The 25713-nt window shown below is 68.8% G+C and carries 18 protein-coding genes and 2 pseudogenes; 12 read left to right on the top strand and 8 right to left on the bottom strand.

From position 1 onward, the window contains the following. The first annotated feature begins 4 nt into the window (after positions 1-4). The 6 genes and pseudogenes from nirB (at position 5) to DIE21_RS04130 (ending at position 11597) form a co-directional block, all read left to right on the top strand. On the top strand, positions 5-2590 hold the full coding sequence (gene nirB / locus DIE21_RS04160) for a nitrite reductase large subunit NirB (protein WP_124496298.1): 2586 nt from the start codon (positions 5-7) through the stop codon (positions 2588-2590). 38 nt (positions 2591-2628) lie between these two features. Further along, positions 2629-2976: a nitrite reductase small subunit NirD gene (nirD, locus tag DIE21_RS04155; protein ID WP_124496296.1), complete on the top strand. Its 348-nt coding sequence runs from the start codon at positions 2629-2631 to the stop codon at positions 2974-2976. Between the two features lie 16 nt (positions 2977-2992). Beyond that, positions 2993-7180 carry a bifunctional nitrate reductase/sulfite reductase flavoprotein subunit alpha gene (locus DIE21_RS04150; RefSeq protein ID WP_124496294.1) on the top strand — a complete coding sequence of 1396 codons (4188 nt, stop codon included), beginning with the start codon at positions 2993-2995 and terminating at the stop codon, positions 7178-7180. A 71-nt stretch (positions 7181-7251) separates the two neighbouring features. Beyond that, positions 7252-7356 (top strand): annotated as a pseudogene (locus tag DIE21_RS37625) (LysR family transcriptional regulator); the annotation flags it as partial. A 369-nt stretch (positions 7357-7725) separates the two neighbouring features. Further along, positions 7726-10320, top strand: coding sequence for a bifunctional lysylphosphatidylglycerol flippase/synthetase MprF (gene mprF, locus DIE21_RS04135; protein WP_124496290.1), 2595 nt, complete (start codon positions 7726-7728; stop codon positions 10318-10320). Beyond that, entirely contained in the window at positions 10317-11597 is a 1281-nt protein-coding gene (locus DIE21_RS04130; RefSeq protein ID WP_124496288.1) for a virulence factor family protein, read from the top strand. The genes mprF and DIE21_RS04130 overlap by 4 nt, the downstream gene beginning before the upstream one ends. A gap of 73 nt (positions 11598-11670) precedes the next feature. Here DIE21_RS04130 and DIE21_RS04125 read toward each other — a convergent pair whose 3' ends face one another. From DIE21_RS04125 to DIE21_RS04105, 5 genes and pseudogenes are all read right to left on the bottom strand, one after another. After that, complete coding sequence (locus DIE21_RS04125) at positions 11671-12129, bottom strand: DUF934 domain-containing protein (protein ID WP_124496286.1); 459 nt, start codon at positions 12127-12129, stop codon at positions 11671-11673. Then, complete coding sequence (locus DIE21_RS04120) at positions 12126-13910, bottom strand: nitrite/sulfite reductase (protein WP_124496284.1); 1785 nt, start codon at positions 13908-13910, stop codon at positions 12126-12128. Before DIE21_RS04120 ends, DIE21_RS04125 begins: the two co-directional genes overlap by 4 nt. A 199-nt stretch (positions 13911-14109) precedes the next feature. Next, positions 14110-14511, bottom strand: a complete 402-nt coding sequence (locus DIE21_RS04115) for a hypothetical protein (RefSeq protein WP_124496282.1) — start codon at positions 14509-14511, stop codon at positions 14110-14112. Between the two features lie 86 nt (positions 14512-14597). Continuing rightward, on the bottom strand, positions 14598-16031 hold the full coding sequence (locus tag DIE21_RS04110) for a PLP-dependent aminotransferase family protein (protein WP_124496280.1): 1434 nt from the start codon (positions 16029-16031) through the stop codon (positions 14598-14600). 159 nt (positions 16032-16190) lie between these two features. Continuing rightward, positions 16191-16391 (bottom strand): annotated as a pseudogene (locus tag DIE21_RS04105) (MFS transporter); the annotation flags it as partial. Positions 16392-16409: 18 nt separating this feature from the next. Here DIE21_RS04105 and DIE21_RS04100 point away from each other — a divergent pair. The 3 genes from DIE21_RS04100 to DIE21_RS04090 all read left to right on the top strand — a co-directional run bounded on the left by DIE21_RS04100 (position 16410) and on the right by DIE21_RS04090 (position 20247). Next, entirely contained in the window at positions 16410-17132 is a 723-nt protein-coding gene (locus DIE21_RS04100; protein WP_124496278.1) for a FadR/GntR family transcriptional regulator, read from the top strand. Positions 17133-17344: 212 nt separating this feature from the next. Beyond that, entirely contained in the window at positions 17345-18469 is a 1125-nt protein-coding gene (locus DIE21_RS04095; protein WP_124496276.1) for an extracellular solute-binding protein, read from the top strand. Beyond that, positions 18466-20247: a diguanylate cyclase domain-containing protein gene (locus DIE21_RS04090; protein ID WP_124496274.1), complete on the top strand. Its 1782-nt coding sequence runs from the start codon at positions 18466-18468 to the stop codon at positions 20245-20247. Before DIE21_RS04095 ends, DIE21_RS04090 begins: the two co-directional genes overlap by 4 nt. Before the next feature lie 98 nt (positions 20248-20345). Here the strand turns inward: DIE21_RS04090 and DIE21_RS04085 are convergent, their stop codons facing one another. Then, complete coding sequence (locus DIE21_RS04085) at positions 20346-20645, bottom strand: DUF4148 domain-containing protein (protein WP_124496272.1); 300 nt, start codon at positions 20643-20645, stop codon at positions 20346-20348. Positions 20646-20908: 263 nt separating this feature from the next. Continuing rightward, entirely contained in the window at positions 20909-21169 is a 261-nt protein-coding gene (locus tag DIE21_RS04080; protein WP_006760082.1) for a hypothetical protein, read from the bottom strand. Positions 21170-21574: 405 nt separating this feature from the next. On the opposite strand from DIE21_RS04080, the gene DIE21_RS04075 reads away from it, so the two are divergent. Beyond that, positions 21575-22471 carry a LysR family transcriptional regulator gene (locus tag DIE21_RS04075; protein ID WP_124496270.1) on the top strand — a complete coding sequence of 299 codons (897 nt, stop codon included), beginning with the start codon at positions 21575-21577 and terminating at the stop codon, positions 22469-22471. A gap of 131 nt (positions 22472-22602) precedes the next feature. Further along, a complete protein-coding gene (locus tag DIE21_RS04070) occupies positions 22603-23235 on the top strand; it encodes a LysE family translocator (protein WP_124496451.1) in 633 nt (210 codons plus the stop codon). Positions 23236-23362: 127 nt separating this feature from the next. On the opposite strand, the gene DIE21_RS04065 is transcribed toward DIE21_RS04070, so the two are convergent. After that, a complete protein-coding gene (locus tag DIE21_RS04065; RefSeq protein WP_124496268.1) occupies positions 23363-25048 on the bottom strand; it encodes a metallophosphoesterase family protein in 1686 nt (561 codons plus the stop codon). Positions 25049-25355: 307 nt separating this feature from the next. On the opposite strand from DIE21_RS04065, the gene DIE21_RS04060 reads away from it, so the two are divergent. Continuing rightward, positions 25356-25664 carry a YXWGXW repeat-containing protein gene (locus DIE21_RS04060; RefSeq protein ID WP_124496266.1) on the top strand — a complete coding sequence of 103 codons (309 nt, stop codon included), beginning with the start codon at positions 25356-25358 and terminating at the stop codon, positions 25662-25664. Positions 25665-25713 lie beyond the last annotated feature (49 nt).

Here is a 25713-nt window from a genome sequence, read left to right as displayed (position 1 = left end):
CATCATGAAACTCATCGTCATCGGCCACGGGATGGTCGGCCACAAGCTCCTCGAATGCCTGGCGGCGCAAGCCGGCACGGCGGACGCGCTGCAGGTCACGGTGCTCGGCGAGGAACCGCGCCCGGCATACGACCGCGTGCACCTGTCGGAATTCTTCGCGGGCAAGTCGGCGGACGATCTGTCGCTCGTCGAACCCGGTTTCTTCGCGCGTCATCCGCGGTTCGACCTGCGGCTGAACGCCCAGGTCGCGTCGATCGATCGTGCCGCACACACGGTCACGCTCGCGTCCGGCGAAACGCTCGCCTACGACAAGCTGGTGCTCGCGACGGGCTCGCGTCCGTTCGTGCCGCCGGTGCCGGGCCGCGATCGCGCGGGCTGCTTCGTGTACCGGACGATCGAGGATCTCGAAGCGATGCAGGCGTGCGGCACGCACGCGAAGCGCGGCGTGGTGATCGGCGGCGGGCTGCTCGGCCTCGAATGCGCGAAGGCGCTGCGCGACATGGGGCTCGACACGCACGTCGTCGAGTTCGCGCCGCGCCTGATGGCGGTGCAGGTCGACGACGGCGGTGGCCGGATGCTGCGCGCGAAGATCGAGGCGCTCGGCGTGACCGTGCATACGGGCAAGAACACGCTCGAGATCGTCGACGGCGAGGAAGGCACGCACCGGATGGCGTTCGCCGACGGCTCGCATCTCGACACCGACATGATCGTGTTCTCGGCCGGCATCCGCGCCCGCGACGAACTGGCACGCGCGTGCGGGCTGGACATCGGCCCGCGCGGCGGCGTCGCGATCGACGACGCGTGCCGCACGAGCGACGCCGACATCTACGCGATCGGCGAATGCGCGGCCTGGAACGGGATGGTGTACGGCCTCGTCGCGCCGGGCTATGACATGGCGCGCGTGGTCGCGAAGCAGCTCGGCGGCGACCTCGACGACGCGGCCGGGGCCGCGTTCGCCGGTGCCGACATGAGCACGAAGCTGAAGCTGATGGGCGTCGACGTCGCGAGCATCGGCGACGCGCACGGCGCGACGGCCGGCAGCCGCACCTACCAGTACGCGGACGAGCGCCGCCAGGTCTACAAGAAACTGGTGGTGTCGGACTGCGGCAAGTTCCTGCACGGCGCGGTGATGGTCGGCGACGCGGCCGAATACGGCACGCTGCTGCAGATGATGCTGAACCGCATCGAGCTGCCCGAGTCGCCGGAATTCCTGATCCTGCCGTCGTCGGACGGCGCGGCGAAGCCCGCGATCGGCGTCGACGCGCTGCCGGAGGGCGCACAGATCTGCTCGTGCAACAACGTGTCGAAGTCGCAGATCTGCGCGGCGGTGGCCGACGGTGCGACGAGCCTCGGCGCACTGAAGTCGTGCACGGGCGCGGGCACGTCGTGCGGCGGCTGCGTGCCGCTCGTCACGCAGATCATGAAGGCCGAGATGAAGAAGCAGGGCCTCGCGGTCAACAACCATCTGTGCGAGCACTTCCCGCATTCGCGCCAGGAGCTGTTCCACCTGATCCGCGTCGAGCGCATCACGACGTTCGACGAACTGCTGCAAAAGCACGGCCGCGGGCTCGGCTGCGACGTGTGCAAGCCGGCCGTCGCGGGCATCCTCGCGTCGTGCTTCAACGAGTTCGTGCTGAAGAAGGAGCATGCGGGGCTGCAGGATTCGAACGACTACTACCTCGCGAACATCCAGCGCGACGGCACGTACTCGGTCGTGCCGCGCATGCCGGGCGGCGAGGTGACGCCGGAAGGGCTGATCGCGGTCGGCCAGGTTGCGCGGAAGTACGGCCTCTACACGAAGATCACGGGCGGCCAGCGCGTCGACCTGTTCGGCGCGCGCGTCGAGCAGCTGCCGTCGATCTGGGAAGAGCTGATTGCGGCCGGCTTCGAATCCGGGCATGCGTACGGCAAGTCGGTGCGCACGGTGAAGTCGTGCGTCGGCTCGACGTGGTGCCGCTACGGCGTCGACGATTCGGTCGGCCTCGCGATCGACATCGAGAACCGCTACAAGGGCCTGCGCGCGCCGCACAAGATCAAGTTCGGCGTGTCGGGCTGCACGCGCGAGTGCGCGGAAGCGCAGGGCAAGGACATCGGGATCATCGCGACCGAGAAGGGCTGGAACCTGTACGTGTGCGGCAACGGCGGGATGAAGCCGCGCCACGCGGAACTGATCGCATCCGACCTCGACCGTGACACGCTGATCCGCTACATCGACCGCTTCCTGATGTTCTACGTGCGCACGGCCGACCGGCTGCAGCGCACCAGCGTGTGGCGCGACAACCTCGAAGGCGGGCTCGACTACCTGACCGACGTCGTCGTGCACGACAAGCTCGGGATCGCGGCCGAACTCGAGGCCGACATGCAGCACGTGGTCGACACCTACGAATGCGAATGGAAGAAGGCCGTCACCGATCCGGAAACGCGCAAGCGCTTCCGTCACTTCGTGAACAGCGACGCGCCGGACGCAACCATCGAATTCGTCGAGACGCGCGGCCAGATCCGTCCCGCGACGCCCGACGAGCGCGTGGGTGGCAAGCCCGTTTCGATTCCCGTCGTCGCCGAACCCGCAACCGAATCGGCCACCGTTTGACCCCGACCGACACTTGCGTCTTTTCCAAGGAGCCCATCATGAACGATCGTCTTCCCCTGTCCTGGACCCGTGTGTGCCCGCTCGACGACATCGTGCCGAACACCGGCGTGTGCGCGCTCGTCAACGGCGAGCAGGTCGCGGTGTTTCACGTCGCGCACGCTGAAGAAGGCGGCGTGTTCGCGATCGACAACGTCGACCCGGTGTCGCAGGCGGCCGTGATGTCGCGCGGGCTGATCGGCAGCCTCGGCGAGCGCGTCGTCGTCGCGTCGCCGCTTTACAAGCAGCATTTCGACCTGCGTACCGGCGAATGCCTCGAATCGCCCGACAAGTCGGTGAGCGCGTATCCGTCGCGGGTCGAGGACGGCTTCGTGTGGATCGCCGCCTGAACGCCCCGGAGCACGCATGAGCGCCACCCCCGTCAAGAGCGTGTGCCCGTACTGCGGCGTCGGCTGCGGGATGGTGCTGCACGTCGAGGATGACGAAGTCGTCAAGGTATCCGGCGACTCCGACCATCCGACCAACTTCGGGCGGCTGTGCACGAAGGGCTCGTCGGCGCACGTCGCGTTGCGCCGCTCCGGGCGGCTCGACCGCGCGTTCGTGCGGCGCGCGCGCGAGGACGACCTCGTGCCGCTGCCGGCCCGCGACGCGATCGCCGAGACCGCCCGGCGGCTGCGCGCGGTGCTCGACGCACATGGGCCCGATGCGCTGTCGTTCTACGTGTCGGGGCAGATGTCGATCGAGGCGCAATATCTCGTGAACAAGCTCGCGAAGGGCTTCGTCGGCACCAACAACATCGAGTCGAACTCGCGGCTGTGCATGGCGAGCGCGAGCACCGGCTACAAGCAGTCGCTCGGCGCGGACGGCCCGCCCGGGTCGTACCAGGACTTCGATCGCGCGAACCTGTTCTTCGTGACCGGCGCGAACATGGCCGATTGCCACCCGATCCTGTTCCTGCGGATGATGGATCGCGTGAAGGCCGGCGCGAAGCTGATCGTCGTCGATCCGCGCCGTACCGGCACCGCCGACAAGGCCGACCTGTTCCTGCAGATCCGGCCGGGCACCGATCTCGCGCTGACCAACGGATTGCTGCACCTGCTGCACGCGAACGGCCGTACCGACGCCGCGTTCATCGACGCGTACACGGAAGGCTGGGACGCGATGCCCGCGTTCCTCGCCGACTACACGCCGGCGCGCGTCGCTGACATCACGGGGCTCGCGGAAGCCGACATCCGCACGGCCGCGCAATGGATCGGCGACGCGCAGGAATGGATGAGCTGCTGGACCATGGGGCTCAACCAGAGCACGCACGGCGTGTGGAACACCAACGCGATCTGCAACCTGCATCTCGCGACGGGCCGGATCTGCCGCCCGGGCAGCGGGCCGTTCTCGCTGACCGGCCAGCCGAACGCGATGGGCGGGCGCGAGATGGGCTACATGGGCCCCGGCCTGCCGGGCCAGCGTTCGGTGCTGTCCGACGACGACCGGCGCTTCGTCGAGCACCTGTGGCGCGTGCCAGCCGGCACGCTGCGCAAGGAAACCGGCAAGGGCACCGTCGACCTGTTCGAACGGATGGCGGCCGGCGACATCAAGGCGTGCTGGATCGTCTGCACGAACCCGGTCGCGACCGTGCCGAACCGGCAGAACGTGATCGCGGGGCTGCAGGCAGCGGAGCTCGTGATCGCGCAGGACGCGTTTCTCGATACGGAGACCAACCGCTACGCGGACATCCTGCTGCCCGGCGCGCTGTGGGCCGAGGGCGACGGCGTGATGATCAACTCCGAGCGCAACATGACGCTGATGCGCGCCGCGATCGCGCCGCCCGGCGATGCGCTGCCCGACTGGCGCATCGTCGCGGAAGTCGCGCGCGCGATGGGCTTCGGCGATGCGTTCGACTACGCGTCGGCGGCCGACGTGTTCGACGAGATCGTGCGCTTTTCGAATCCGGCGACCGGCTACGACCTGCGCGGCGCGAGCCATGCGGCGCTGCGCGACGGCCCGGTGCAATGGCCGGTCGCGCCGGGCACCGCGCGCGAGCGGCACCCGATCCGCTACCTGAACGACGGCGTGAGCCAGACGCCGCGTCCGGCGGCCGACGGGCACGACGCGCCGCGCATCGCGTTCCCGACGCCGTCGGGCAAGGCGCGCTTCTTCGCGCGGCCGCACGTCGCGCCGGCCGAACTGCCGGACGGCACGTTCCCGATCGTGCTGAACACCGGGCGGCTGCAGCATCAATGGCACACGATGACGAAGACGGGCAAGGTCGCGATGCTGAACAAGCTCAATCCGCGCCCGTTCGTCGAACTGCATCCGGACGACGCGAGCGCCCTCGGCATCGCGACGAAGGACAGCGTCGAGATCCGTTCGGCTCGCGGCCGCGCGGTGCTGCCGGCCGTCGTGACCGAGCGCGTGCAGCGCGGCAACTGCTTCGCGCCGATGCACTGGAACGACGTGTACGGCGACGACCTGTGCATCAACGCGGTGACCAACGACGCGATCGATCCGGAATCGCAGCAGCCCGAACTGAAATATTGCGCGGTCGCGTTGACGCGCGTCGACACGGATGCGTTCGCATCCGCCGACGATGACACGGCGCAACCCGATGCGTCCGCGGCCGACGCGCGGACCGCGCCGGCGACGGTGCAGATCACGGCTTCACAGGAATCCGACATGGCAGACCTCGACACTTTCGCGGCCGCGCTCGGCGTGGCCGATCTCGCGCCGCCGCCGCTCTCCGATGCGGAGCGCCTGTATGTGGCCGGCCTCGTCAGCGGGCTGAAGGCGAGCGCCGGCCGGCGCGACGGCAGCGTGCCGGTGCTGCCGGCCGGTGCGCCGCTCGCGCCGCCGGTGCGGTTCTGGCTCGACGGGATGCTCGCGGGGCTGTTCAGCCGCTCGCTGCCGGCCCACCCGGCGGAAGCCGCGGCGCGCGCGCTGCCGGCCGAGGACGCCGCGCCCGGCGGCGTGCGGATCGTGCGCACGCGGCCGAAGGTCGTGCTGCTGTGGGCATCGCAGACCGGCAACATCGAATCGCTGACGGAGGACTACGCGACGCAGCTGATGAACGCGGGCTTCGAGATCCGCACCGCGTGCATGTCCGACTATCCGGCCGCGTCGCTGGCCGGCGCGCAATACGTGCTGCTGATGACGAGCACGTTCGGCGATGGCGATGCGCCCGACAACGGCAGCGAGTTCTGGGATGCGCTGCAGGCCGGCAGCGCCGCGCGCCTCGACGGCGTGCACTTCGCGGTGCTCGCGTTCGGCGACCGCAACTACGACCAGTTCTGCGGGCATGGCCGGCGACTCGATGCGCGGCTCGCGGAACTCGGCGCGGCGCGACTGTGCGCGCGGGTCGATTGCGACGTCGAGTTCCAGCGCGATGCGGACCAGTGGCTCGAACGCGTGGTCGCCCGGATCAAGGAAGCGGATGCGGCGCTGCACGCGGTGCCGTCCGCCGGGTTGAGCCCGTCGGGGCTGCTGCCGACCAAGGCGCATCCGGCGCCGTCGAAGCTCGTCGCGAACCTGCGGCTCAATCGGCCGGGCGCCGCGAAGGACACGCGCTACGTGTCGCTGTCGACCGAAGGCGCGAACCTCGAATACGAAGCCGGCGACGCGCTCGGCGTGTGGCCGACCAACTGCCCGGAGCTGGTCGACGAGCTGCTGTCGGTCACCGCGCTGAAGGCCGACGCGCCCGTGTCGGTCGCGGGCGTCGGCGACGTGCGCCTCGGCGATGCGCTGGCGCGCCACTTCGACATCACGCGCCCGCATCCCGACACGCTCGCGTTCATCGCGTCGCGCAGCGCGAACGGCGCGCTGAAGGCGCTGCTCGGCGACGATCGCAAGGCCGACCTGAAGCAATGGTTGTGGGGGCAACAGCTCGCGGACGTGCTGCACGAGTTTCCGGTCGATCTGTCGGGCACGGAGCTGGTCGGGATGCTGAAGCGGCTGCAGCCGCGCCTGTATTCGATCGCGTCGAGCCCGAGCGCGCACCAGGGCGAGATCCACCTGACCGTATCGGCCGTGCGCTATCACAACGGCCGGCGCGCGCGCAAAGGCGTCGCGTCGACGTTCCTCGCCGATCGCGCGGACGACGGCCGGGTGCCGGTGTTCGTGCAGAAGTCCGCGCATTTCCGGCCGCCGGTAAACGGCGACGTGCCGGTCGTGATGGTGGGGCCCGGCACCGGCGTCGCGCCGTTCCGCGGCTTCCTGCACGAGCGGCAGGCGCGCGGCGCGCGCGGACGCAACTGGCTGTTCTTCGGCGAGCAGCATGCGCAGACCGACTTCTACTACGGCGACGAACTGAGCGCGATGCGCGACAGCGGCTTCCTGACGCGGCTCGATCTCGCGTTCTCGCGCGACCAGGCCGACAAGATCTACGTGCAGGACCGGATGCGCGAGCAGGGCGCCGAACTGTACAAGTGGCTGGAGGAGGGCGCGCACTTCTACGTGTGCGGCGACGCCGCGCGGATGGCCAAGGACGTTGATACCGCGCTGAAGGCGGTCGTCGCCGAGCACGGCGGGATGTCGGACGAGGCCGCGAACGACTACGTCGCGCGGCTCGCGAAGGCGCGCCGCTACATGCGGGACGTGTACTGACCGCGTGCGCGGCGGGCGCCGTCCGGCACTCGCCGCGCTGTTGGCGGCGTGTTGCCGCCGATCCCGCGCGCGCGAGCCGGACGCTGCCGCCGAGGACGCTCCATGACGGGAACCACACGCACGTGCCGGCGAAGCTGCGCGCATTCAGCGACGTGCCGCGCGAGCGAGCGAAGTGAGGGGGCGCAATCCGTCCCCATTCCCCGAATCCCGTGCCGCTCGCGGTTTTGCGCTCGCTCGCGCGGGGGGCCGGGAGAATTTCTCCCAAATGCATCACCAGTCATTCATCCGATGAAAAATCCCCTGCCGTTCCCGGTATGATGCGCACCTTGCGCATGAATTTGATGCCTCGTCGATGCGCCCGCCGCGCCCGAACTGCCCTGTGCGCGATCGAAAGATTCTGTAATATAAATTCCGTATACTCGTAATTTCTGATTCAGGCGCCACCAGCCTCCGACCTAGGCTGGCCGCTCACGCAGAACAACCAGATCCGTCGCCGCCCGGCCGTCCCGCGCCGCGACATGCTATGCGCCACCACTGAACAATCTATGTCTTCCCGCCACCCTGGGCCGCCCGGCCGTGCCGCGGCGGCGATCGCCCGTGTGGCGACGCTGATCCGCAACGAGCGCGTGCTGTCGCCGCTGCTCGCGCTCGGCATCGGCCTGCTGCTGATCGTGGTGTTCCAGCACCTGTCCGAATCCGTTGACTACCGGTCGGTGATCCGCCAGCTGCGCCACCTGTCCGCGGGCGAATGGGGCGCGTCGCTGGCCGCGACGGCCCTCAGCTATCTCGCGCTCGTCGCCCGCGATGCGGTCGGCCTGCGCTACGTCGCCGCCAGGGTGCCGCGCGCCGCGCTGTGGATCGGCGCGATCGCCGGCTCCGCGCTCGGCAACGCGACCGGCTTCGGCGCGCTGACGGGCGGCGCGGTGCGTGCGCGCGTGTACGGCGTGTCGGGTGTCACGCCCGCGCAGATCGGCCGGATGACGGTATTCACCAGCGGCACGCTCGCGCTCGCGCTGGTGCTGATGACGGCGGTCGGCATGGTCTGCGTGCCGCGCACGCTCGCCGCGATGCTGCATGTCGCGCCCGGCATGCTCATGTGGGGCGGTGCCGCGCTGCTCGTGGTGCTGGCCGTGATGACGATGACGTGCGGCAACACCGCCCGCCCGGTCGTCACGCGCTTCAAATGGCTGTCGTTCGACGTGCCCGCGCGGCGCGACCTCGTCGCGCAGGTCGCCTACGCGGTGCTCGACGTCGTGGCCGCGGGCCTGACGCTGTGGGTATTGCTGCCGGCTGCGCCGGTCGGCTTCCCGACCTTCATCACCGTGTATGCGGCCGCGCTGCTGCTCGGGATGATCGGCCATACACCGGGCGGGATCGGCGTGTTCGAGGCCGCGATGGTCTTCACGCTGGGCCGCGACGTGCCCGCGCATGCGATGGTCGCCGCGCTGATCGCCTACCGCGCGATCTACTTCGGCGTGCCGCTCGTGCTGTCGGCCGGCCTGCTGGCCAGCTTCGAGGGCCGCGCGCTGCGGCGCCGGCTCGTGTCGCGGCAGGCCGCGCGCGTGTCGCAACTGGCGCCGCTGTTCCTGAGCCTCGTGACCTTTGCGGTCGGCGGGATGCTGGTGATCTCGAGCGCGACGCCCGCGTTCTGGCACCGGATCGCGATCCTGCGCGGCATCGTCCCGCTGTGGGTGCTCGAAGGCTCGCAGGTGATCTGCAGCGTACTGGGCGTCGCCCTGCTGTTCGTCGCGCGCGGGCTGCTGCGCCGCCTCGACGGCGCATGGTGGATGACCTTCGCGCTGACGCTCGCGAGCCTCGCGCTGTCGCTCGCGAAGGGGCTCGCATTCGTCGAGGCCGGCGTGCTCGGCACGCTGCTGGTGCTGCTGCTCGTCAGCCGACGCCGCTTCAACCGTCACTCGTCGCTGCTCGCCGAGCGCTTCACGGTGAGCTGGTTCGTGTCGGTGACGATGGTGCTCGTGCTCGCCGTGTGGGTGCTGTGCTTCGCGTTCCGCGACGTGCCGTACACGCGCGATCTGTGGTCGCATTTCGCGTTCGACGAGCGTGCGCCGCGGGCGCTGCGCGCGACGCTGGCGGCCGGCGTGTTCGTCGCGCTGTTCGCGCTGTGGCAACTGCTGCGCCCGGCGCCCGGCCGTTTCGTGACGCCGGTCGCGCAGGATCTGCTCGATGCGGAGCAAATCATCCGCGCGCAGGAATGCAGCGATGCGGGCCTCGCGCTGATGGGCGACAAGTCGTTCCTGTTCTCCGAGTCGCGCCGCGCGTTCCTGATGTACGCGAAACACGGCCGCACGTGGGCCGCGCTGCACGATCCGGTCGGCCCGCGTGAGGAATGGCCGGCGCTGATCGGCAAGTTCATCGCGCTGGCGCACGCGCACAGCGGCCGCGCGGCGTTCTACCAGGTGCGCGCGAACGCGCTGCCGCTGTATCTCGACGCGGGGCTCACGCTGATGAAGCTCGGCGAGGAAGCGCATATCGCGCTCGACCGGTTCGACCTGAAGGGTTCGAACCGGTCGCACCTGCGCTATGCGCTGCGCCGCGGCGACAAGGACGCGCTGACGGTCGAGGTGATCGCACCGCCCGACGTGCCGGCCGCGCTGCCGTCGCTGCGCGACATCTCCGACGGCTGGCTCGACAGCCGCGACGCGCGCGAGAAGAGCTTCTCGGTGGCCGCGTTCCACGACGGCTATCTCGCGACGCAGTCGGTGATGCTGGTGCGCCAGGCCGACAAGCCGATCGCCTTCGTCACGTTCATGACGACCGATCTCAACACCGAGGCGACCGTCGGCGTGATGCGCCATCTGCCGGACGCGTCGCCGTATGCGATGGAATATCTGTTTACGCAGCTCGCGCTGCATCTGAAGGAAGCGGGGTTCCGCAAGCTCAGCCTGGGCATCGCGCCGTTCTCGGGGATGGGGGCGGCGAAGATGCCGTCGCCGTGGCACCGGTTCGGACTGATGGTCTGGCGCTTCGGCGGCCGCTTCTACAACTTCCGTGGCTTGCGTGCATTCAAGAGCAAGTTCGAGCCGCACTGGGAGCCGCGCTATCTCGCGGCCTCGGGCTCGGTCGGCGTGTTCGTCACGCTCGCGGATCTGTCCCTGCTGGCTGGAGGTCGGCGTTCATGATGTTGAAGAAGGGTATCGCACAGGCGGCAGTCGCTTGCGCGGGAATGATGCTGGCCGGCGCCGCGCTCGCGGCCCAGCCGGCGGCGGCGAAACCGGAAACCGTGTCGGGCGGCCGTTACGGCCCCGTGACCGTGACGAAGCCGAGCGGCCCGCTGCGCGGCTTCGTCGTGCTGTTCTCGCGTGAGCGCGGCTGGGGTGCCGCCGACCAGCAGGCGGCCGACGCACTCGCGAAAGCGGGCGCGATGACCGTCGGTGTGGATTCGGAGCGCTATGCGGCGAACCTCGCCGCGAAGCAGGAAACCTGTCACCACCTCGACGGCGACGCCGAGGCCGTCAGCCACCAGCTCGAACGCCTCGCGCAATCGGCGCGCTACTACACGCCGATCGTCGCGGGCGTGGGCCAGGGCGGCGCGATCGCGAAGCAGATCCTGTCGATGGCGCCGGAGAGCACCATCGCGGGCGTGGTGTCGGTCGAGCCGGCCGCGAAGCTCGACGCGCGCTTCAAGCCGTGCCCGCCCGATCCGACGATCGTGCGTCGCGCGATGCCGGGTTTCGTCGAAACGGCCGCGGCAGGCAACACCGCGAAGCTCGTGTCGCTCGTCACGTCGCACCTGCACGACACCACCAGCAGCGACGAGCTCGACGTGTCGGACCTGCCGCTCGTCGAACTGCCGGCCAAGGGCGGCAGCGACCGCCTCGCGATCGTGATCTCGGGCGACGGCGGCTGGCGCGATCTCGACAAGACGATCGCCGAGGCGCTGCAGCGCGACGGCGTGTCGGTGGTCGGCATCGACAGCCTGCGCTACTTCTGGAGCGAGAAGCCGCCCGCGCAGGTGAGCCGCGACCTGGCGCGCGTGATGCGCACGTACCTGGCGCGCTGGCATGCGAATCGCGTGGCGCTGGTCGGCTATTCGTTCGGCGCGGACGTGATGCCGTTCGCGTACAACCGGCTGCCGGCCGACCTGCGCGACAAGGTCTCGGTGATGTCGCTGCTCGGCTTCGCGCCGGCGGCGGATTTCCAGATCCGCGTGACGGGCTGGCTCGGGATGCCGGCGAGCGACCAGGCGATGAAGGTCGCGCCGGAAATCGCGAAGGTGCCGCCGCGGCTCGTGCAGTGCTTCTACGGTGCGCAAGAGCAGGACACGATGTGTCCCGCGCTCGTGAATACCGGCGCCGACGTGATCAAGACGGGGGGCGACCACCACTTCGGCCACGACTACATCGCGCTCGAGAAGAAGATCCTCGGCGGGTTCGGCAAGCCGGTCGCGGCGCGCTGAACGCCGGCGCCCGCTGCGCGGCGGGCGCGGTGCTCGCGGTTGATCGGACGGGCGGCCTGCGGGCCGCCCGCCTTCATTTCTCCGCCAGCATCGCGGCGTCCTGCCGCGGCGGTGCGGTTCTCGCATCGCGCTGGTAAAAGCCGGGAAACCGGTCGAGCTGCCGGCGGGCGGCCGCGACGTCCGCATCGGCGCCGAGCACCGCGCTCGAAAACCCCGTGCGTTCCATCAGCAGCAACTGGTCGATCAGCACGTCGCCCGTCGCGCGCAGGTCGCCGGCGAAGCCGAAGCGCTTGCGCAGAAGGTACGCCTGGCTGTATGCGCGGCCGTCGGTGAAGGACGGGAAATGCAGGTCGATGCGCGCGGCCTGCGCGATTCGTGCGGCGAGCGGCGGCAGTTCCTCGTCGTTGGCGATCGTCAGGATCGTGAGCGTCGCGGTGTCGGGCGCGTTCGTATCGTCGGCGTGTGCGGCCGGCGTCAGCAGCCGGATGCGTGCGTTCGCGCTCGCGTGAGCGTTTTCGTCGGTCGGTTTCATACGTGCTCCGCCTGGTGACGTGCGTCGTTTGCCGCCGCCTTGAAGGGCTCGGCGCCGATGCGGCGCACCGTGTCGATGAATCGTTCGCTGCGGCCGTCGGCGTCGAGCCGCGCGTCGAGATACGCGTTGACGAGCGCGTCCACGACATCGACGATCTCGTCCGCCGAGAACGACGGGCCGATTACCTTGCCCGGTCGCGCCGGGCCGCTCGCACTCGAACCGTCCGAGCCGCCGAGCGTCACCTGGTACCACTCCGCGCCGTCCTTGTCGACGCCGAGGATGCCGATGTGCCCGCTGTGATGGTGGCCGCACGAGTTGATGCAGCCGCTGATGTGCAGGTCGATGTCGCCGACGTCGTGCAGCATGTCCAGATCCTGGAACCGCTCGGCGATCGCGTCGGCGATCGGGATCGAGCGCGCGTTCGCGAGCGCGCAGAAGTCGCCGCCCGGGCATGCGATCATGTCGGTCAGGAGTCCGACGTTCGCGCTGGCAAGACCGACGGCGCGCGCGTGTTCCCACAGCAGGAACAGGTCGTCGACGTGCACCCACGGCAGCACCACGTTCTGCGCATGCGTGACGCGTGCCTCGCCGGCCGAGAAGCGGTCGGCGAGCTCGGCGAGCGCGTCGAGCTGCTCGGGCGACGCGTCGCCGGGCGCCTGCAGGCGGCGCTTGAACGACAGCGTGACGATGCGCAGCGTGCGATCGCGGTGCGCGGCGGCGTTGCGCGCGAGCCAGCGCGCGAAGGCCGGGTGGCGATTGGCGTGCGCGGCCATGCGCGCTTCGGCTTCCTGCAGGTCGAGCGCGCGCGGCGTGAGATGCGGCGGCACGAACGATGCCGCGATGCGGTCGAACTCGGCCTGCGGGATCGTGTGCGGGCCGCCGTCGTGCTCGACGATCTGGCGGAACTCTTCCTCGACGTCGTCGATATAGCGCTGTCCCTCGCTCTTCACGAGGATCTTGATGCGCGCCTTGTACTTGTTGTCGCGCCGCCCGTAGCGGTTGTACACGCGCACGATCGCCTCGATGTAGTTCATCACGTGCCGCCACGGCAGGAACGCGCGCAGCAGCGTCGCGATCAGCGGCGTGCGGCCCATGCCGCCGCCGGCGCTCACGCGAAAGCCGAGTTCGCCAGCGTCGTTGCGCACGAGCCTCAGCCCGACGTCGTGCCAGTCGGTCGCCGCACGGTCCTCGGCCGCGCCGGTGATCGCGATCTTGAACTTGCGCGGCAGGAACGCGAACTCCGGATGCAGCGTCGTCCACTGGCGCATCACTTCGGCGAACGGGCGCGGATCGGCGATCTCGTCCGGCGCGACGCCCGCGCGCTCGTCGCACGAAATGTTGCGGATGCAGTTGCCGCTCGTCTGGATCCCGTGCATGTCGACGGTCGCGAGCAGGTCCATCACGTCGGCCGCCTTCGCGAGCGGAATCCAGTTGAACTGCACGTTGGTGCGCGTCGTGAAGTGCGCGTTGCGGGTCGGCAGGCGCAGCGTGCCGAGCAGCGCCTGCGCGTCGCAGGCGGCGCGATAGGTGGCGTCGTCGGGCACGTCGTAGTCGCGCGCGATCCGCGCGAGCACGCGCAGTTGCGCGCTCGACAGTTCGCCGTACGGCACGGCGACACGCAGCATCGGCGCATGGCGCTGCACGTACCAGCCGTTCTGCAGGCGCAACGGGCGGAACGCGTCCTCGCTCAGCGAGCCGTGCTGCCAGCGTTCGAGCTGGTCGCGGAACTGGGCGGCGCGGCTGTGCACGAGCGCCCGGTCGAAATCGGTATATCGGTACATGACGTGATACGCGAGAGGAGCGGCGGCGCGGGAAGGCGCGCCGCTCGGGAGGGGACGTTGCGACGGGTGTCGGGCAACCGGAGACAGCGTAGGGAACGCGGGGCGGCGGGACAAGCAGCAGATCGGAACGAAAAGGGCGCAGCAGATCGGTAGCGCGCCGGTGAACGCCGGGCATGCGCCGCGCATGCCCGCGTCAGGCTCAGGCTTGTGCTTGTGCGTCGACGATCAACGCCGGATCGAGTGCGCGGATGCGCTGGTCGACGAAGTAGCCGCCGCCTTCCTGGTAGCGCAGGAACAGGCGGCCGCACGACACGCAGCGGCTGATGTTGCAGCGGTTGTACGGAAAGTGGCGCGGCGCGATCGGCGCGTCGTCGGACCCGTAGCGCGTGCCGGCCGGATGGTATTCGTCGTAGGTCGGCTCGCGGTCGTCGGGCGGCGCGAGCGTCGCCACTTCGGCGAGCTGCGTGCCCTGCAGCGACAGCGGCAGGCTCGTCCAGCCGGCAAGCGGAGCCTTCGTGCAGGTGCACGGCTGCGTGACGCCGGCGGCTTCGGCCGCGCGCTTCAGCAGCGCGGCGTGATCGAGGTAGGGCAATGCGCTCATGAGATGGGGGGGCGTGCGAAGGAGCGAAGGGGCTTGCACTGTAACCCGTGTGCGCGTCGGCTGCACGGCGTCGGCCGGCGTGCGGCTCAACCGGCCTTGCGTACCGTCGGCTCCGCGACCAGCTCGCCGAGCACGCGGATCGCGCGTTCGATGTCGCGGCTCCACGGATGGCCGAAGTTCACGCGCACGCAGCGCTCGAAGCCGTGCGCGGCCGAGAACAGCGGCCCTGGCGCGAAGCTGATGCCGCGCGCGATCGCCCGGCGATGCAGCTCCATCGCGTCGATCGCATCGGGAAACGACAGCCACAGGAAATACCCGCCGTCCGGCCGCACCCACTCCGCGCCGGGCGGCAGCCAGCGCCGCAGCGCGTCGTCCATGCGGGCGAGCTGCGTCTGCAGCGCGCCGCGCAGCTTGCGCAGGTGACGATCGTAGCCGCCATGCTCCAGATAGTTCGCGATGCCTGCCTGCGCGGGAATGCTTGCCGACAGCGTGGTCATCAGCTTGAGCCGCTGCACCTTTTCCGCGAAACGGCCGGCGGCGGCCCAGCCGATCCGGTAGCCGGGCGCAAGCGTCTTCGAGAACGAACTGCAATGCATCACGAGGCCGTGCCGGTCGAAGGCGCGCGCGGGCAGCGGGTAGTCGGGGCCGAAATGCAGCTCGCCGTACACGTCGTCCTCGATCAGCGGCACCTCGCGCGCGGCAAGCATCTCCACGAGCGCGCGCTTCTTGTCGACCGGCAGCGTGACGCCGGTCGGGTTCTGGAAATTGGTCATGAACCAGCACGCGCGGATGTCGTGCCGGTCGAGCGCGTTCGCGAGCGCATCGAGATCGAGGCCCGTGCGCGGATCGACGGGAATCTCGACCGCGCGCAGGTCGAGCCGCTCGATCGCCTGCAGCGCCGCATAGAAGCCGGGCGATTCGACCGCCACGACGTCGCCGGGCCGCGTAACCGCCATCAGGCACAGGTTGAGTGCTTCGAGCGCGTCGTTCGTAACGACGATATCTTCGACGGGCTGGGCGATGCCGGTCGCCAGATAGCGCCGTGCGATCTGCTGGCGTAGCGCCTCGTTGCCGGGCGGCAGGTCGACGACCGTGCTCCACGGGCTGACGAGCCGCGTCGCCTGCGCGAGCGACTTCGCGAGGCGCGGCAGCGGAAACAGCTGCGGCGACGGGAAGGCGGAGCCGAGCGGCACGATGCCGGGCTGCGTCGCGGCGTCGAGCACCGAGAACACGAGATCGCTGATATCGACCTTGCGCGTCTCGCCGGCGCGGCTCGCGCGGCGTTTCACGGGCGGGTTCGCCGCCGGGCCCGCGCCCGGCGCGACGTAATAGCCGGAGCGTTCGCGTGCGCGGATCAGCCCCCACTGTTCGAGCAGGTAGTACGCGCGAAACACCGTCGACTGGCTCACGCCATGCTGCGCGATGATCTGCCGAAGCGACGGCAGGCGCGTGCCGACCGCGAGGTTGCCGTGGCGGATTTCGTCGGCGATCGTGTGGGCGAGGGTTTCGTAGCGTTTCATCGGTGCGGACGGGCGCACGTGGCCGCCGCGCGCGGGGCCGGTGCGGCGCCGTGCCGGCGGGCGCGGCTCAGGCGCATTGTCCGACGAGCAGCCCGAAAAGGAAAGCGCGACGGCCGCGGCGCGTCGCGCTGTCCCGGCGCCGCCGATGCTTGCGCTGCGTCAGGCCGCGTTCGGCTCCGCGTTGCGGCCGTTCGCGCCGTCGCGCAGCGGCGGCAGCGGCTCGACCTTGCCGACGACGAACAGGTACGACAGCGCGCCGACCACGCACAGCGCACCGGCGACGGCGAGCGGCACGACGAACGAGCCCTTCGTGATCGACAGCATCACGCCGGTGAACGTCATGATGAAGATGCAGGCGAGCCTGTTGCGAGCCTTTCGATGACCGATCTTTCCAGCCTGCCCGCCCACCGCGATGCCGAAGCCGCGGACCGCTCCTATATCGGCCTTGCGCGGGACATTCACGCGATGGTGGCGGCCGGTGCGTTCGAAGCCGGCGCGCGGCTGCCGTCGGAGCGCAGCCTGGCCGACCCGTTCGGCGTGAGCCGCACGCAGGTGCGCGAGGCGATCAACGCGCTCGAGGTGCAGGGGATCGTCGAGGTGCGGGTCGGCTCGGGCATCTACGTGTCGGCTGCCGACGCCGCGCGTCCGGTGACGTTCGAAGTGCCGCGCGGCCCGGGGCCGATCGAGACGTTGCGCGCGCGCGGGCCGATCGAGGCGGAAGTCGCGGCGCTCGCGGCGACCGAACGCAAGGACGCCGATCTCGACCGGCTGTTCCTCGCGCTGACGACCATGCGTGAGCAGATGAACGACAAGACCGCGTACGACACGGCCGATCGCCAGTTTCATCTGCGGATTGCGGAATCGACCGGCAACGCGGTGCTGCTGCACATGATCACGGCGATGTGGGACTGTGCGCGCGGCGATCCGCTGTGGGACAAGATCGAGGAACACTTTCACTCGAGCGCGCTGCGCAAGGCCTCGCAGGAGGATCATCAGCGGATCTTCGCGGCGATCATGGCGCACGATGCGAACGGCGCACGCGATGCGATGCGTGCGCATTTGTCGCGCGTGATCGCGGAATTCACGCAAGCGTGGCGCTGAAAGCAAATGGCAAACGCGTGACAATGTGCTTTTGCCTGATCATTGCCGGTCCGCGCTGACGATCTCCTGTGCCCGCAACGACATGTGAGCGCATCCGTGCGAGCCTTGTCGCCATTCGGATGCACGGTCATGTACGGCGAATTCCGATTGCATGGCATTGTTTTTTATGGTGTCGTTGCACGATAACGCGTCGACGCGAAAAAGGACGGTCAATGCAGTCGGGCCATTCGTACGGGGTCCCATTCATATGGGGAATTGGCGCGCGCAGGCGTGGGCATCGTGCTGCGCGGCGCTTGCTCGCCCTGCTGACGCTGAGCGCGCTCGTCCTGCCGGCATTCGCCGCTTCTCCCGAAACCGTCGGTGACACCGTGCTGCGTGTGCTCGCGTGGCCCGGCTATGCGGACAACGATGTCGTCAATGCATTTGAGACGCAATTCCATGTGCGCGTCGAAGTGACGTTCGTCGATTCCGACGAAGCGTTGTGGACGCGGTTGCACAGCGCGTCGCCGCCGCCGTACGACGTGCTCGCGGCCAACACGGCCGAGATCCAGCGCTATGCACGCGAAGACCTGCTTACGCCGATCGACCTGGCGCAGATCCCGAACCGCCGGCGGCAACTGCCGAATTTCCAGCAGCTCGCGACGATCGGCGGGCTCGTGCGCAACGGCTCGACCTACGCGATTCCGTTCACGTATTCGTCCATGGGACTGATCTACGATCGCAAGCAGGTGCCGTCCGCGCCGCGCTCGATGCTCGAGCTCTGGAATCCGCGCTACCGCGGCAAGGTGCTCGACTTCAACAGCGCACAGCATAATTTTTCGTTCACCGCGCTTGCGCTCCGCTATCCCGATCCGTTTCACCTGTCGCCCGCGCAGACGCTCGCCGTCGCGCACAAGCTGGTCGACCTGCGCCGCAACCTGCTCACCTACTACACGCTTCCGGAAGAAGCGACCGCGCTGTTCGTCCAGCATCGCGCGGCGCTGATGTTCGGCAACTACGGCACGCAGCAGGTCGAACAGCTGCGTCGCGCCGGGGCGGATGTCGGCTACGTGATTCCGGAAGAAGGTGCGCTCGCGTGGCTCGACTGCTGGGGCGTCACGCGCGGCTCGGAGCATCGCGCGCTCGCGTTCGCATGGATCAACTACATGCTCGAACCGGCGATCGGCACGCTGCTGACCGAGCGCCAGGGGCTCGCGAATACGCTCGCCCCGCCACCCGGCATCGAGACCGGCCACCAGCACCTCGTCTGGATCCAGCCGGTCGAGGACATCGCGCGGCGCGAGTCGCTGTGGAGCCGCATCGTGTCGGGCGACCGGCCGGAGCGGTTCGAAAAATGATCCGGCTCGGGCTCACGTCGAAGCTGTCGGTGCTGTTCGCGTGCATCGGCGTGATTGCGTCCGGCACGACCGGCTACTACGCCTACCGTGCGAACCGGACGATGCTCGTGCAGGAAGCGCAGCACAGCCTGCTGATGTCGACGCAATTGCTCGGACAGCGCTTCACGAGCGCACTGTCCGACGTGGCCGACGATGCGCTCGTGCTCGCGCAATTGCCGTCGTCGGCGCTCGTCGCGGACAGCGACGGCGCCGATCGCGCGCCGCGCACGCGGCTCGAGCAGGTGTATTGCAGCTTCATGAGGAATCACCCCGAGTACCTGCAGATCAGGCTGATCGCGCGCGACAATTTCGGGATCGAGCGGATCCGTGTCGATCGCGACGCGCGCGGCATCGTCGTGCTGCCGGAGAGTGCGTTCCAGGAGAAAGGGCAGTTTTCCTATGTATTCGATACGCTCGCGACGGCCCCCGGCCATATCTACCTGTCGCCGATCGTGATCAATCACGAGACCGGTTCGCACGCGGCCGAAGATCTGCCGATCCTGCGCGTGGGCACGCCGGTCGTCGACACGGCCGGCCAGGTCGTCGGCGCACTGATCGTCGACATCGAACTGTCGCGGGTGTTCGATCGGCTTGAGCGCGATCTGCCGCAAGACTACGCGGTCTATCTCGCGAACGAGTGGGGCGATTTCATCGTGCATCCCGATCCGTCGCAAACGTTCGGCTTCGATCGCGGACGGCGCGTGCTGATGCAGGACACCTTTCCCGACACGCGGCTGCTGTTCGCCGGTACGAGGACGAACGTGACGCTCGACGGTCTCGCCGCGACCGGCAATGCGCCGGGCCAGATGGTCGCGTTCGTGCGCACGCCGTTCGGCAACAGCGAGGGCAACCGCTTCGTCGTGCTGGGCATGGCGCGTCCGCTCACGGACGTGCTGACGCCGGCCGGGATGCTCGGTGAACGGATCATCCGGATGGTGTTCCTGATGAGCCTGGCCGCGGTGATTCTCGCGATCCTGTTTGCACGCGCGATCACGCGGCCGCTGCAGATGCTCGCGCGTGCGGCGACCCACGTGTTCGACGATCCGGTCGCCGAACGGCTGCCCGTTGCACGGGCCGACGAGATCGGCGTGCTGGCGCGCTGTTTCGACAGCATGCGGGTCGAGATCCGCACGCAGGTCGCGATGCTGCGCGCGAAGCAGCTGGAGCTCACGCACCTCGCCGGTCACGATCCGCTGACCGGACTGCCGAACCGCCTGTTGTTCATGGAGCATCTCGAAGCTGCGATCCGGCATGCGGCCGCCGTGCGCGAGGGGCTGGCGGTGATGTTCGTCGATCTCGATCGCTTCAAGCAGATCAACGACCAGCACGGGCACGCTGCGGGCGATCGCACGCTCGTCGCGGTCGCGAAACGGCTGAGCCAGGTGCTGCGCGGCGGCGACATGGCCGCGCGGCTCGGCGGCGACGAATTCATCGTGCTGATTTCGGACGTGCGATCGCCGGCGGTGATCGGCGATATCGCGTCGCGTATCCAGATCGTGATGGCCGAGGAACTGGAGTTCGGCGACCGGCGCCTGGCCGTGGGCGCGAGCATCGGCGTCAGCGAATATCCGGCCGACGGCGCGTCGGCCGAGGAACTGCTGGTGAAGGCCGACGCGGCGATGTATGCGTCGAAGGCGTCCGCGCAGTGCGCGTGCGTGCGTTATCAGGAATTGCTCGGCGGTGGCGGCGGCGTCTGCCCGGATGCCGCGGGCCGCGTGGCGGCGGGAGGCAGCCGCTGACGGCCGGCCGTGCGGGCGGCACAAACGCGACGAGCCCGTCGCGGGACAGGCTCGTCGCATCTTGCGGCGGACTGCGCGCGACGCGCGCAGCGGCGGGCTTAGTGGCCGAAGTAGACCGAGTCCCGCGCGTTCCGCACTTTGACTGCCGGGGCGCCGCCCTGGACGACCGGGGCCGGTTGTGCGCCGTAGCCGCTGTTGTCGGCGGCGTGCACGCGCGCTTGCGCGGCCTGGATGTCGGCCGGGTAGTACGGGCTCGACCGGCTCGGCTTGTAGCCGGCGTTTTCGAGCTGGACGAGTTCGTCGCGCACTTGTGCGCGGGTCACGGTGCTTTGAGCGAATGCGCCGAACGAAGCGGACAGGGCGACAGCGGCGACGACTGCGGAAACGAGCGACTTCATGATGACCTCCGATGTTCTATTGACTTCGCTGCCGACACCATGTCGTAAGCGATTGATTACATCGTAGGCGTCGCTGGATCCAGGGTAAACGTGGATTCCAGCGAAAGATCATTGCATCCGAGGCAATAATTTCAAGATAAATTGGATCCGGCCCCATCGTACGTGGCGGGAATTGCAATCGGGGGGAGCGGCGCGGCGCCGCGCACGGGCGAGCGCCCGGCGGCGTGGTGCCGGCACGTGGGGCGGGATCGGGGCTTGCCGGATCAGACGCCGTCGGCGTCGTCGATCTCCTTGCGCTCGCGGCGTTCCTCGTTGCCGCGGCGCGCCCGCAGGCGCTGGCGCGACAGGACCGCGATCACCTGCTGGGTCGGGGCGCCGGACGGCAGCTCGTTGCGGATGCGATCGGGCACCATCGGCAGGCCCGCGCGCTGCCGGCGCAGTGCCTTCGCGATTGCCCGGCGGCATTCGTCCCCGTGGCAATCCCATTCATCGCGGATTCTCTGGCAATAACGGCATTGTTCCATCGAAACAGTCTAACGCGTCTTGCGGACCGCGGCTGAACGGGTAATGGGCGGGGGCTGGACTCGCGGGCGCGATGCGGCCGACCGCACCGGTCGTGAGCCGCGTGCCGTTCATGTCGGACTGCGAATCGACCGGGTGGTGCTCATCGACAGGAAGATGCGGTTCGCCGTGCTTCTGCCTGCGGGTTGCTTGCGCCGCGGAAGTCCGATGCCGGTGTGACCGGATCCCCGTCATTTCGCGCCTGCCTGCCCGCTATCGACATGAGCGAAAGCGAGTTCGGTCGACGGCACCCGTTGGCGGTGCGTGCGGTGCCGCACGCCGTCGAATATCGATGGCCCGCTTCAATCCCATTCATGACGCGTCGCCCTATCATGTGGAAAATACATGGACCGGAACAAGGAGGCGAAATGACGCTTGCGCAATTGCAGGCCCTGGCTGCCGTGGTCGAACTCGGCTCGCTGACGGCCGCGGCCGACCGGCTCAGCCGCAGCCAGTCCGCGATCAGCCACGCGTTGACCGAACTGGAGGACATCACCGAGGTCAGGTTGCTGTTGCGCGACCGCCAGCCGGTCGTCCTGACCGCTGCCGGCGAACGCCTGTGGCCATACGTGCAGAACGTCGTGCGGGAGGCGCAGACGCTGCGCCAGCAGTTCGGCCTGGCGCGCGGCAAGCTCGAAGGGCGGCTGGTCGTTGCGTCGCTGCCGAGCGTATCGCTCGCCTTGGTCGTCCCCGCGCTCGAGGCGTTGAAGGCGGCACATGAGGGCGTGACGGCGGTACTGCTCGAAGGCACGGACGCGGAAGTCGAAGGGTGGCTGGAGGACGGCACCGCCGACATCGGCGTGGTCGCCGGCACGAAGACGTTCGCGAACAATCTGCCGCTGCTCGACGAGGATTTCGTCGCGGTGGCGGCGCACGGCATGTTCGACGGCCGCAAGAGCGTGTCGGCGAAACTGTTGTCCGCCATGCCGTTCATTTTCTCGAAGGCGGGGTGCGGGCCGGTCATCGCGGATTACTTCGCGCGCAACGGTGCGTCGCTTCGCGCGGCGTTCAACGTGGTCGAGATGCGGACCATCCTGTCGATGGCGGAAGCGGGAATGGGTGTGTCGATCGTTCCGCGCATCACGCTCACCTATACGCGCTTCGGCGGCCGGGTGCTGGAGCTGTCGCCCAGGCTGCACCGTTCCGTGCGGCTGTCGTGGAACGCGACCGGCAATGCGGTCGCCGACGCATTCGTGAAGCTGGTCGATGCGCGGCGCGCGAAGGCAGGAAAGGGGATTCAGGCGCGGGCGAAAAAGGGAAAGTAGCGCATCGGCAGCGCAATGAGGCGATGAAGTGCGCTCATGAGGGGCTTGCAGTTTATTCATGCTGACAGCGGTCGGCATGCAATACATTGTTGGACACTCACCCTGACTTCATCGCGTCGAAGGAGACCACCGTGCCGGCCTTGCCCACCCTGATTGCTTTCGGACTCGTATCGCTCGGCATGGTCCTGACGCCCGGCCCGAACATGATCTACCTGATTTCCCGCTCGATCTGCCAGGGCCGCCGCGCGGGTCTGGTGTCGCTCGGCGGCGTGGCGCTGGGGTTCGTGTTCTACATGTTCTGCGCGGCATTCGGCATTACCGCGCTGGTGCTGACCGTGCCGTACGCATATGACGCGTTGCGGTTTGCCGGCGCGTCGTATCTGTCGTATCTCGCGTGGCAGGCGCTCAGGCCCGGCGGCCGCTCGGCGTTTCAGGTCAGGCAGTTGCAGCACGACAGCGGCGCGAGACTCTTCACGATGGGCTTCGTCACGAACCTGGCGAACCCCAAGATCGCGGTGATGTATCTATCGCTGCTGCCGCAGTTCATTTCGCCGGGGCACGGCAGTGTGCTCGCGCAATCGCTGGCGCTGGGCTGCGTGCAGATCGCGGTCAGCGTCTGCGTCAATGCGCTGATCGCGTGCATGGCCGGCTCGATCGCGGGCTTTCTTGCCGATCGGCCGGTCTGGGCACGGGTGCAGCGCTGGTTGATGGGGACCGTGCTGGCGGGATTGGCGGTGCGTATCGCGCTCGAGTCGCGCAGCTAGACGGCGAGGCGGTTTCCGGCGGCCGGTGCAAGGGTGAGCGGAGGGGGCGCATTGCGCGCGATGTGCTCCGCATGACCGGACCTCCGCCGGCCCGCGGCGCCATCACGCACCGCGGGCCGCCGCCGCATCAGCGCTCGCCGCGCTGCTTGCTCAGCTCGATCGTCTCGAACAGCTCGTACTGGGCGGTCGGGTGCTGATCCGCGCCCGGCGCGTGGTAGTAGCGCATCGTGATCGTCGTGTGGCCGCCCGGCTTGCCCGGGTCGTGGTCAAACACGGCGATCCCGTAACCCGTGCCCGTATCGCGGCGCGCGGACCAGATCGCATCCTCCAGCGCATCGGCCGGCTTGCGCACGAACGTGTTCGCCGCCGCGCCCGGCACCGGCCGGTTCGGCTTCGTGAAGACCTTGGCCTGCGCATAGCCGGTCGCCGGGTTCTCGCCGTACACGTCGAGCGGCGCACTGGTGCCGCCGCCGCCGAGGATCAGGTGGATCGTGCCGTGGCTCGTGTCGAACGTCGTGCGATCGGGATCGGTCGATCCGACCGGACGCGGCTGCAGCGTCTCGACGACTTCGCCGGTCGACACATCGACACCCGCGCGGTGATTGCAGCCGCGCACCGGGTAGCTGCGCTCGTAGTCGTGATCGTGACCGCACAGCACGAGGTCGACGCCGTAGCGGTCGAACAGCGGCAGCCATGCCTCGCGGATGCCCTTGTCCGAGCCGTTGCCCGTCTTCGACGAACTCAGCGCATCCTGGTGCATCTGCACGACGATCCAGTCGACGTCGTCGTCGTGCGACGCATGGCGCAGCGTGTGCTCGAGCCAGCGCGTCTGCTCGCCGTTGCTGTAGCCGCGCACGTAGAACGACGTGCCCGGCTCGATCGGCGCGCGGCCGGTGCTCGCGGCCGGCACCAGCGGATTGGGGCCGCCGACGAACGCGGCGGCGTCCTGGTACACGACATCGTCGGCGTCGAGCGAGATGAACAGCACCGAGCTCACGCGGAAGCTGTACCAGCGGCCCGGGAAGCGCGTGCCGTTCTCGGGCAGCGTATAGCGCGCGAGATACGAGTCGAGCCCCTGCGGACCGTTGTTGAATTCGATCTCGTGATTGCCGGGGCAGGGCATCCACGGACGGTTCGCGGCCGACGTCTGGTTGTTGTTGCCGAAGTCGCGCCACACTTCCGGCTGGTGCGCGGGGTTCAGGTTCGCATAGCAGAGGTCGCCGTTCAGCAGGTGGAACAGCGGCTGGAACTGCTCGACGGCCTGCACCGCGAAGCGGCTTTGCGGCGACGACAGCACCCATGCGCCGTTCGGCGTCGCGAGGTCGCCGTAGCTCGTGAAGCGAAAGGGGGCGCGCCCGCGCGGCGCGGTCGTGAAGGTCGCGGCAAACGGCTGCGCGGCGTTGCTGTCGTTGTCGGCCGTGAGTTCGTAGCGGTAGCGCGTGTTCGGCTTCAGGCCGTGCACGCGAGCGTGGTACGTGAACACGGTTTCGCCGTTCAGGCCGTCGGTGTAGAGGCGTTGAACACCATGCACGGTGTGTGCCGGCTCGCCGTCGGCGACGATGCGCGCGCGCGGATTGACGGCCGGCGCGAGCGACGCCCACGAGATCGAGACTTCGGACGTCGGGTCGCTGCCCCACGTCAGGTGCACCTGTTCGGGGGTGCCGTCCGGGCTCGATGCGGCGGCCCGGGTGGCCGCGAGCCCGCCCGCGGCGGTGGCGAGGCCGGAGACGCCGGCCAGTTTCAGGAAGCCGCGACGCGATACGGAAGCGGCCGGCTCGTTCGACTCGGCGGGGAAGTTGTCCTGGTTCGACATGATCGTATTTTCGTTGAGTGGCACGCGAGATGCGGAACCGCCCGGCCGTGCGCGAGCGCGTCCGGGGCGTGGGCCGGAAACGAGCGGGATCCCGGTGACACGCATTGTCGAAGCGCAGTTTTGCCGGGTTGTGACAGACGGTAATCGGTGCGCGGACCCGATGCGTCGATGGGCGCGTGTGGCGTGGCAGGCGCGGCGGAAATTTTTTTGCTGGTGTCGCGACGGATTGTTGCCGCATGCGTCGTTTAACGAATGAACGGCCGCGTCCGGCCATGAACGGTCGATACACGATGCTTCGGAGTCTTGCATGAAACTTTCCATTTCATTACGGTTTGCCGCGGCGTGCGCGGCCGCGCTGGCGACATCCGCCGTATTCGCTCAGGCCGTCATCGTCGCGCCGGTCGCGCCGGTCGCACCGCCGCCGCCGCGCGTCGAAGTGATGCCGGCGCCGCGCGCGGGTTACGTATGGGATCAGGGCCACTGGCACTGGCGGTACGGTCGCTACGTATGGATCCCCGGGCACTGGCAAGTGGTTCGTGCCGGTTATCACTGGGTGCCCGGGCATTGGGCCGCGCGCGGCCCGAACTGGCGCTGGGTGCCGGGTCACTGGGCGTGACGCGCACGGTGCCGCGCGGCGCGCAGCGTCCGTGCGGCGGGACTTCCAC

The sequence above is a fragment of the Burkholderia sp. Bp9140 genome (assembly GCF_003853425.1).
GTDB lineage: Bacteria > Pseudomonadota > Gammaproteobacteria > Burkholderiales > Burkholderiaceae > Burkholderia.
Note: the sequence above shows the minus strand (reverse complement) of the source record. Positions and strands in the feature narration are given on the sequence as shown.

Bases quoted from the DNA above. Each gene is read 5' to 3' on its own strand.
- DIE21_RS04115 (WP_124496282.1), bottom strand. From the start codon at position 14,511: ATGAGCGCATTGCCCTACCTCGATCACGCCGCGCTGCTGAAGCGCGCG.
- DIE21_RS04125 (WP_124496286.1), bottom strand. From the start codon at position 12,129: ATGAAACCGACCGACGAAAACGCTCACGCGAGCGCGAACGCACGCATC.
- DIE21_RS04085 (WP_124496272.1), bottom strand. From the start codon at position 20,645: ATGAAGTCGCTCGTTTCCGCAGTCGTCGCCGCTGTCGCCCTGTCCGCT.
- DIE21_RS04095 (WP_124496276.1), top strand. From the start codon at position 17,345: ATGCAGTCGGGCCATTCGTACGGGGTCCCATTCATATGGGGAATTGGC.
- DIE21_RS04060 (WP_124496266.1), top strand. From the start codon at position 25,356: ATGAAACTTTCCATTTCATTACGGTTTGCCGCGGCGTGCGCGGCCGCG.
- DIE21_RS04110 (WP_124496280.1), bottom strand. From the start codon at position 16,031: ATGAAACGCTACGAAACCCTCGCCCACACGATCGCCGACGAAATCCGC.
- DIE21_RS04130 (WP_124496288.1), top strand. From the start codon at position 10,317: ATGATGTTGAAGAAGGGTATCGCACAGGCGGCAGTCGCTTGCGCGGGA.
- DIE21_RS04075 (WP_124496270.1), top strand. From the start codon at position 21,575: ATGACGCTTGCGCAATTGCAGGCCCTGGCTGCCGTGGTCGAACTCGGC.
- DIE21_RS04065 (WP_124496268.1), bottom strand. From the start codon at position 25,048: ATGTCGAACCAGGACAACTTCCCCGCCGAGTCGAACGAGCCGGCCGCT.
- nirD (WP_124496296.1), top strand. From the start codon at position 2,629: ATGAACGATCGTCTTCCCCTGTCCTGGACCCGTGTGTGCCCGCTCGAC.
- DIE21_RS04120 (WP_124496284.1), bottom strand. From the start codon at position 13,910: ATGTACCGATATACCGATTTCGACCGGGCGCTCGTGCACAGCCGCGCC.
- nirB (WP_124496298.1), top strand. From the start codon at position 5: ATGAAACTCATCGTCATCGGCCACGGGATGGTCGGCCACAAGCTCCTC.
- mprF (WP_124496290.1), top strand. From the start codon at position 7,726: ATGTCTTCCCGCCACCCTGGGCCGCCCGGCCGTGCCGCGGCGGCGATC.
- DIE21_RS04150 (WP_124496294.1), top strand. From the start codon at position 2,993: ATGAGCGCCACCCCCGTCAAGAGCGTGTGCCCGTACTGCGGCGTCGGC.
- DIE21_RS04100 (WP_124496278.1), top strand. From the start codon at position 16,410: ATGACCGATCTTTCCAGCCTGCCCGCCCACCGCGATGCCGAAGCCGCG.
- DIE21_RS04090 (WP_124496274.1), top strand. From the start codon at position 18,466: ATGATCCGGCTCGGGCTCACGTCGAAGCTGTCGGTGCTGTTCGCGTGC.
- DIE21_RS04080 (WP_006760082.1), bottom strand. From the start codon at position 21,169: ATGGAACAATGCCGTTATTGCCAGAGAATCCGCGATGAATGGGATTGC.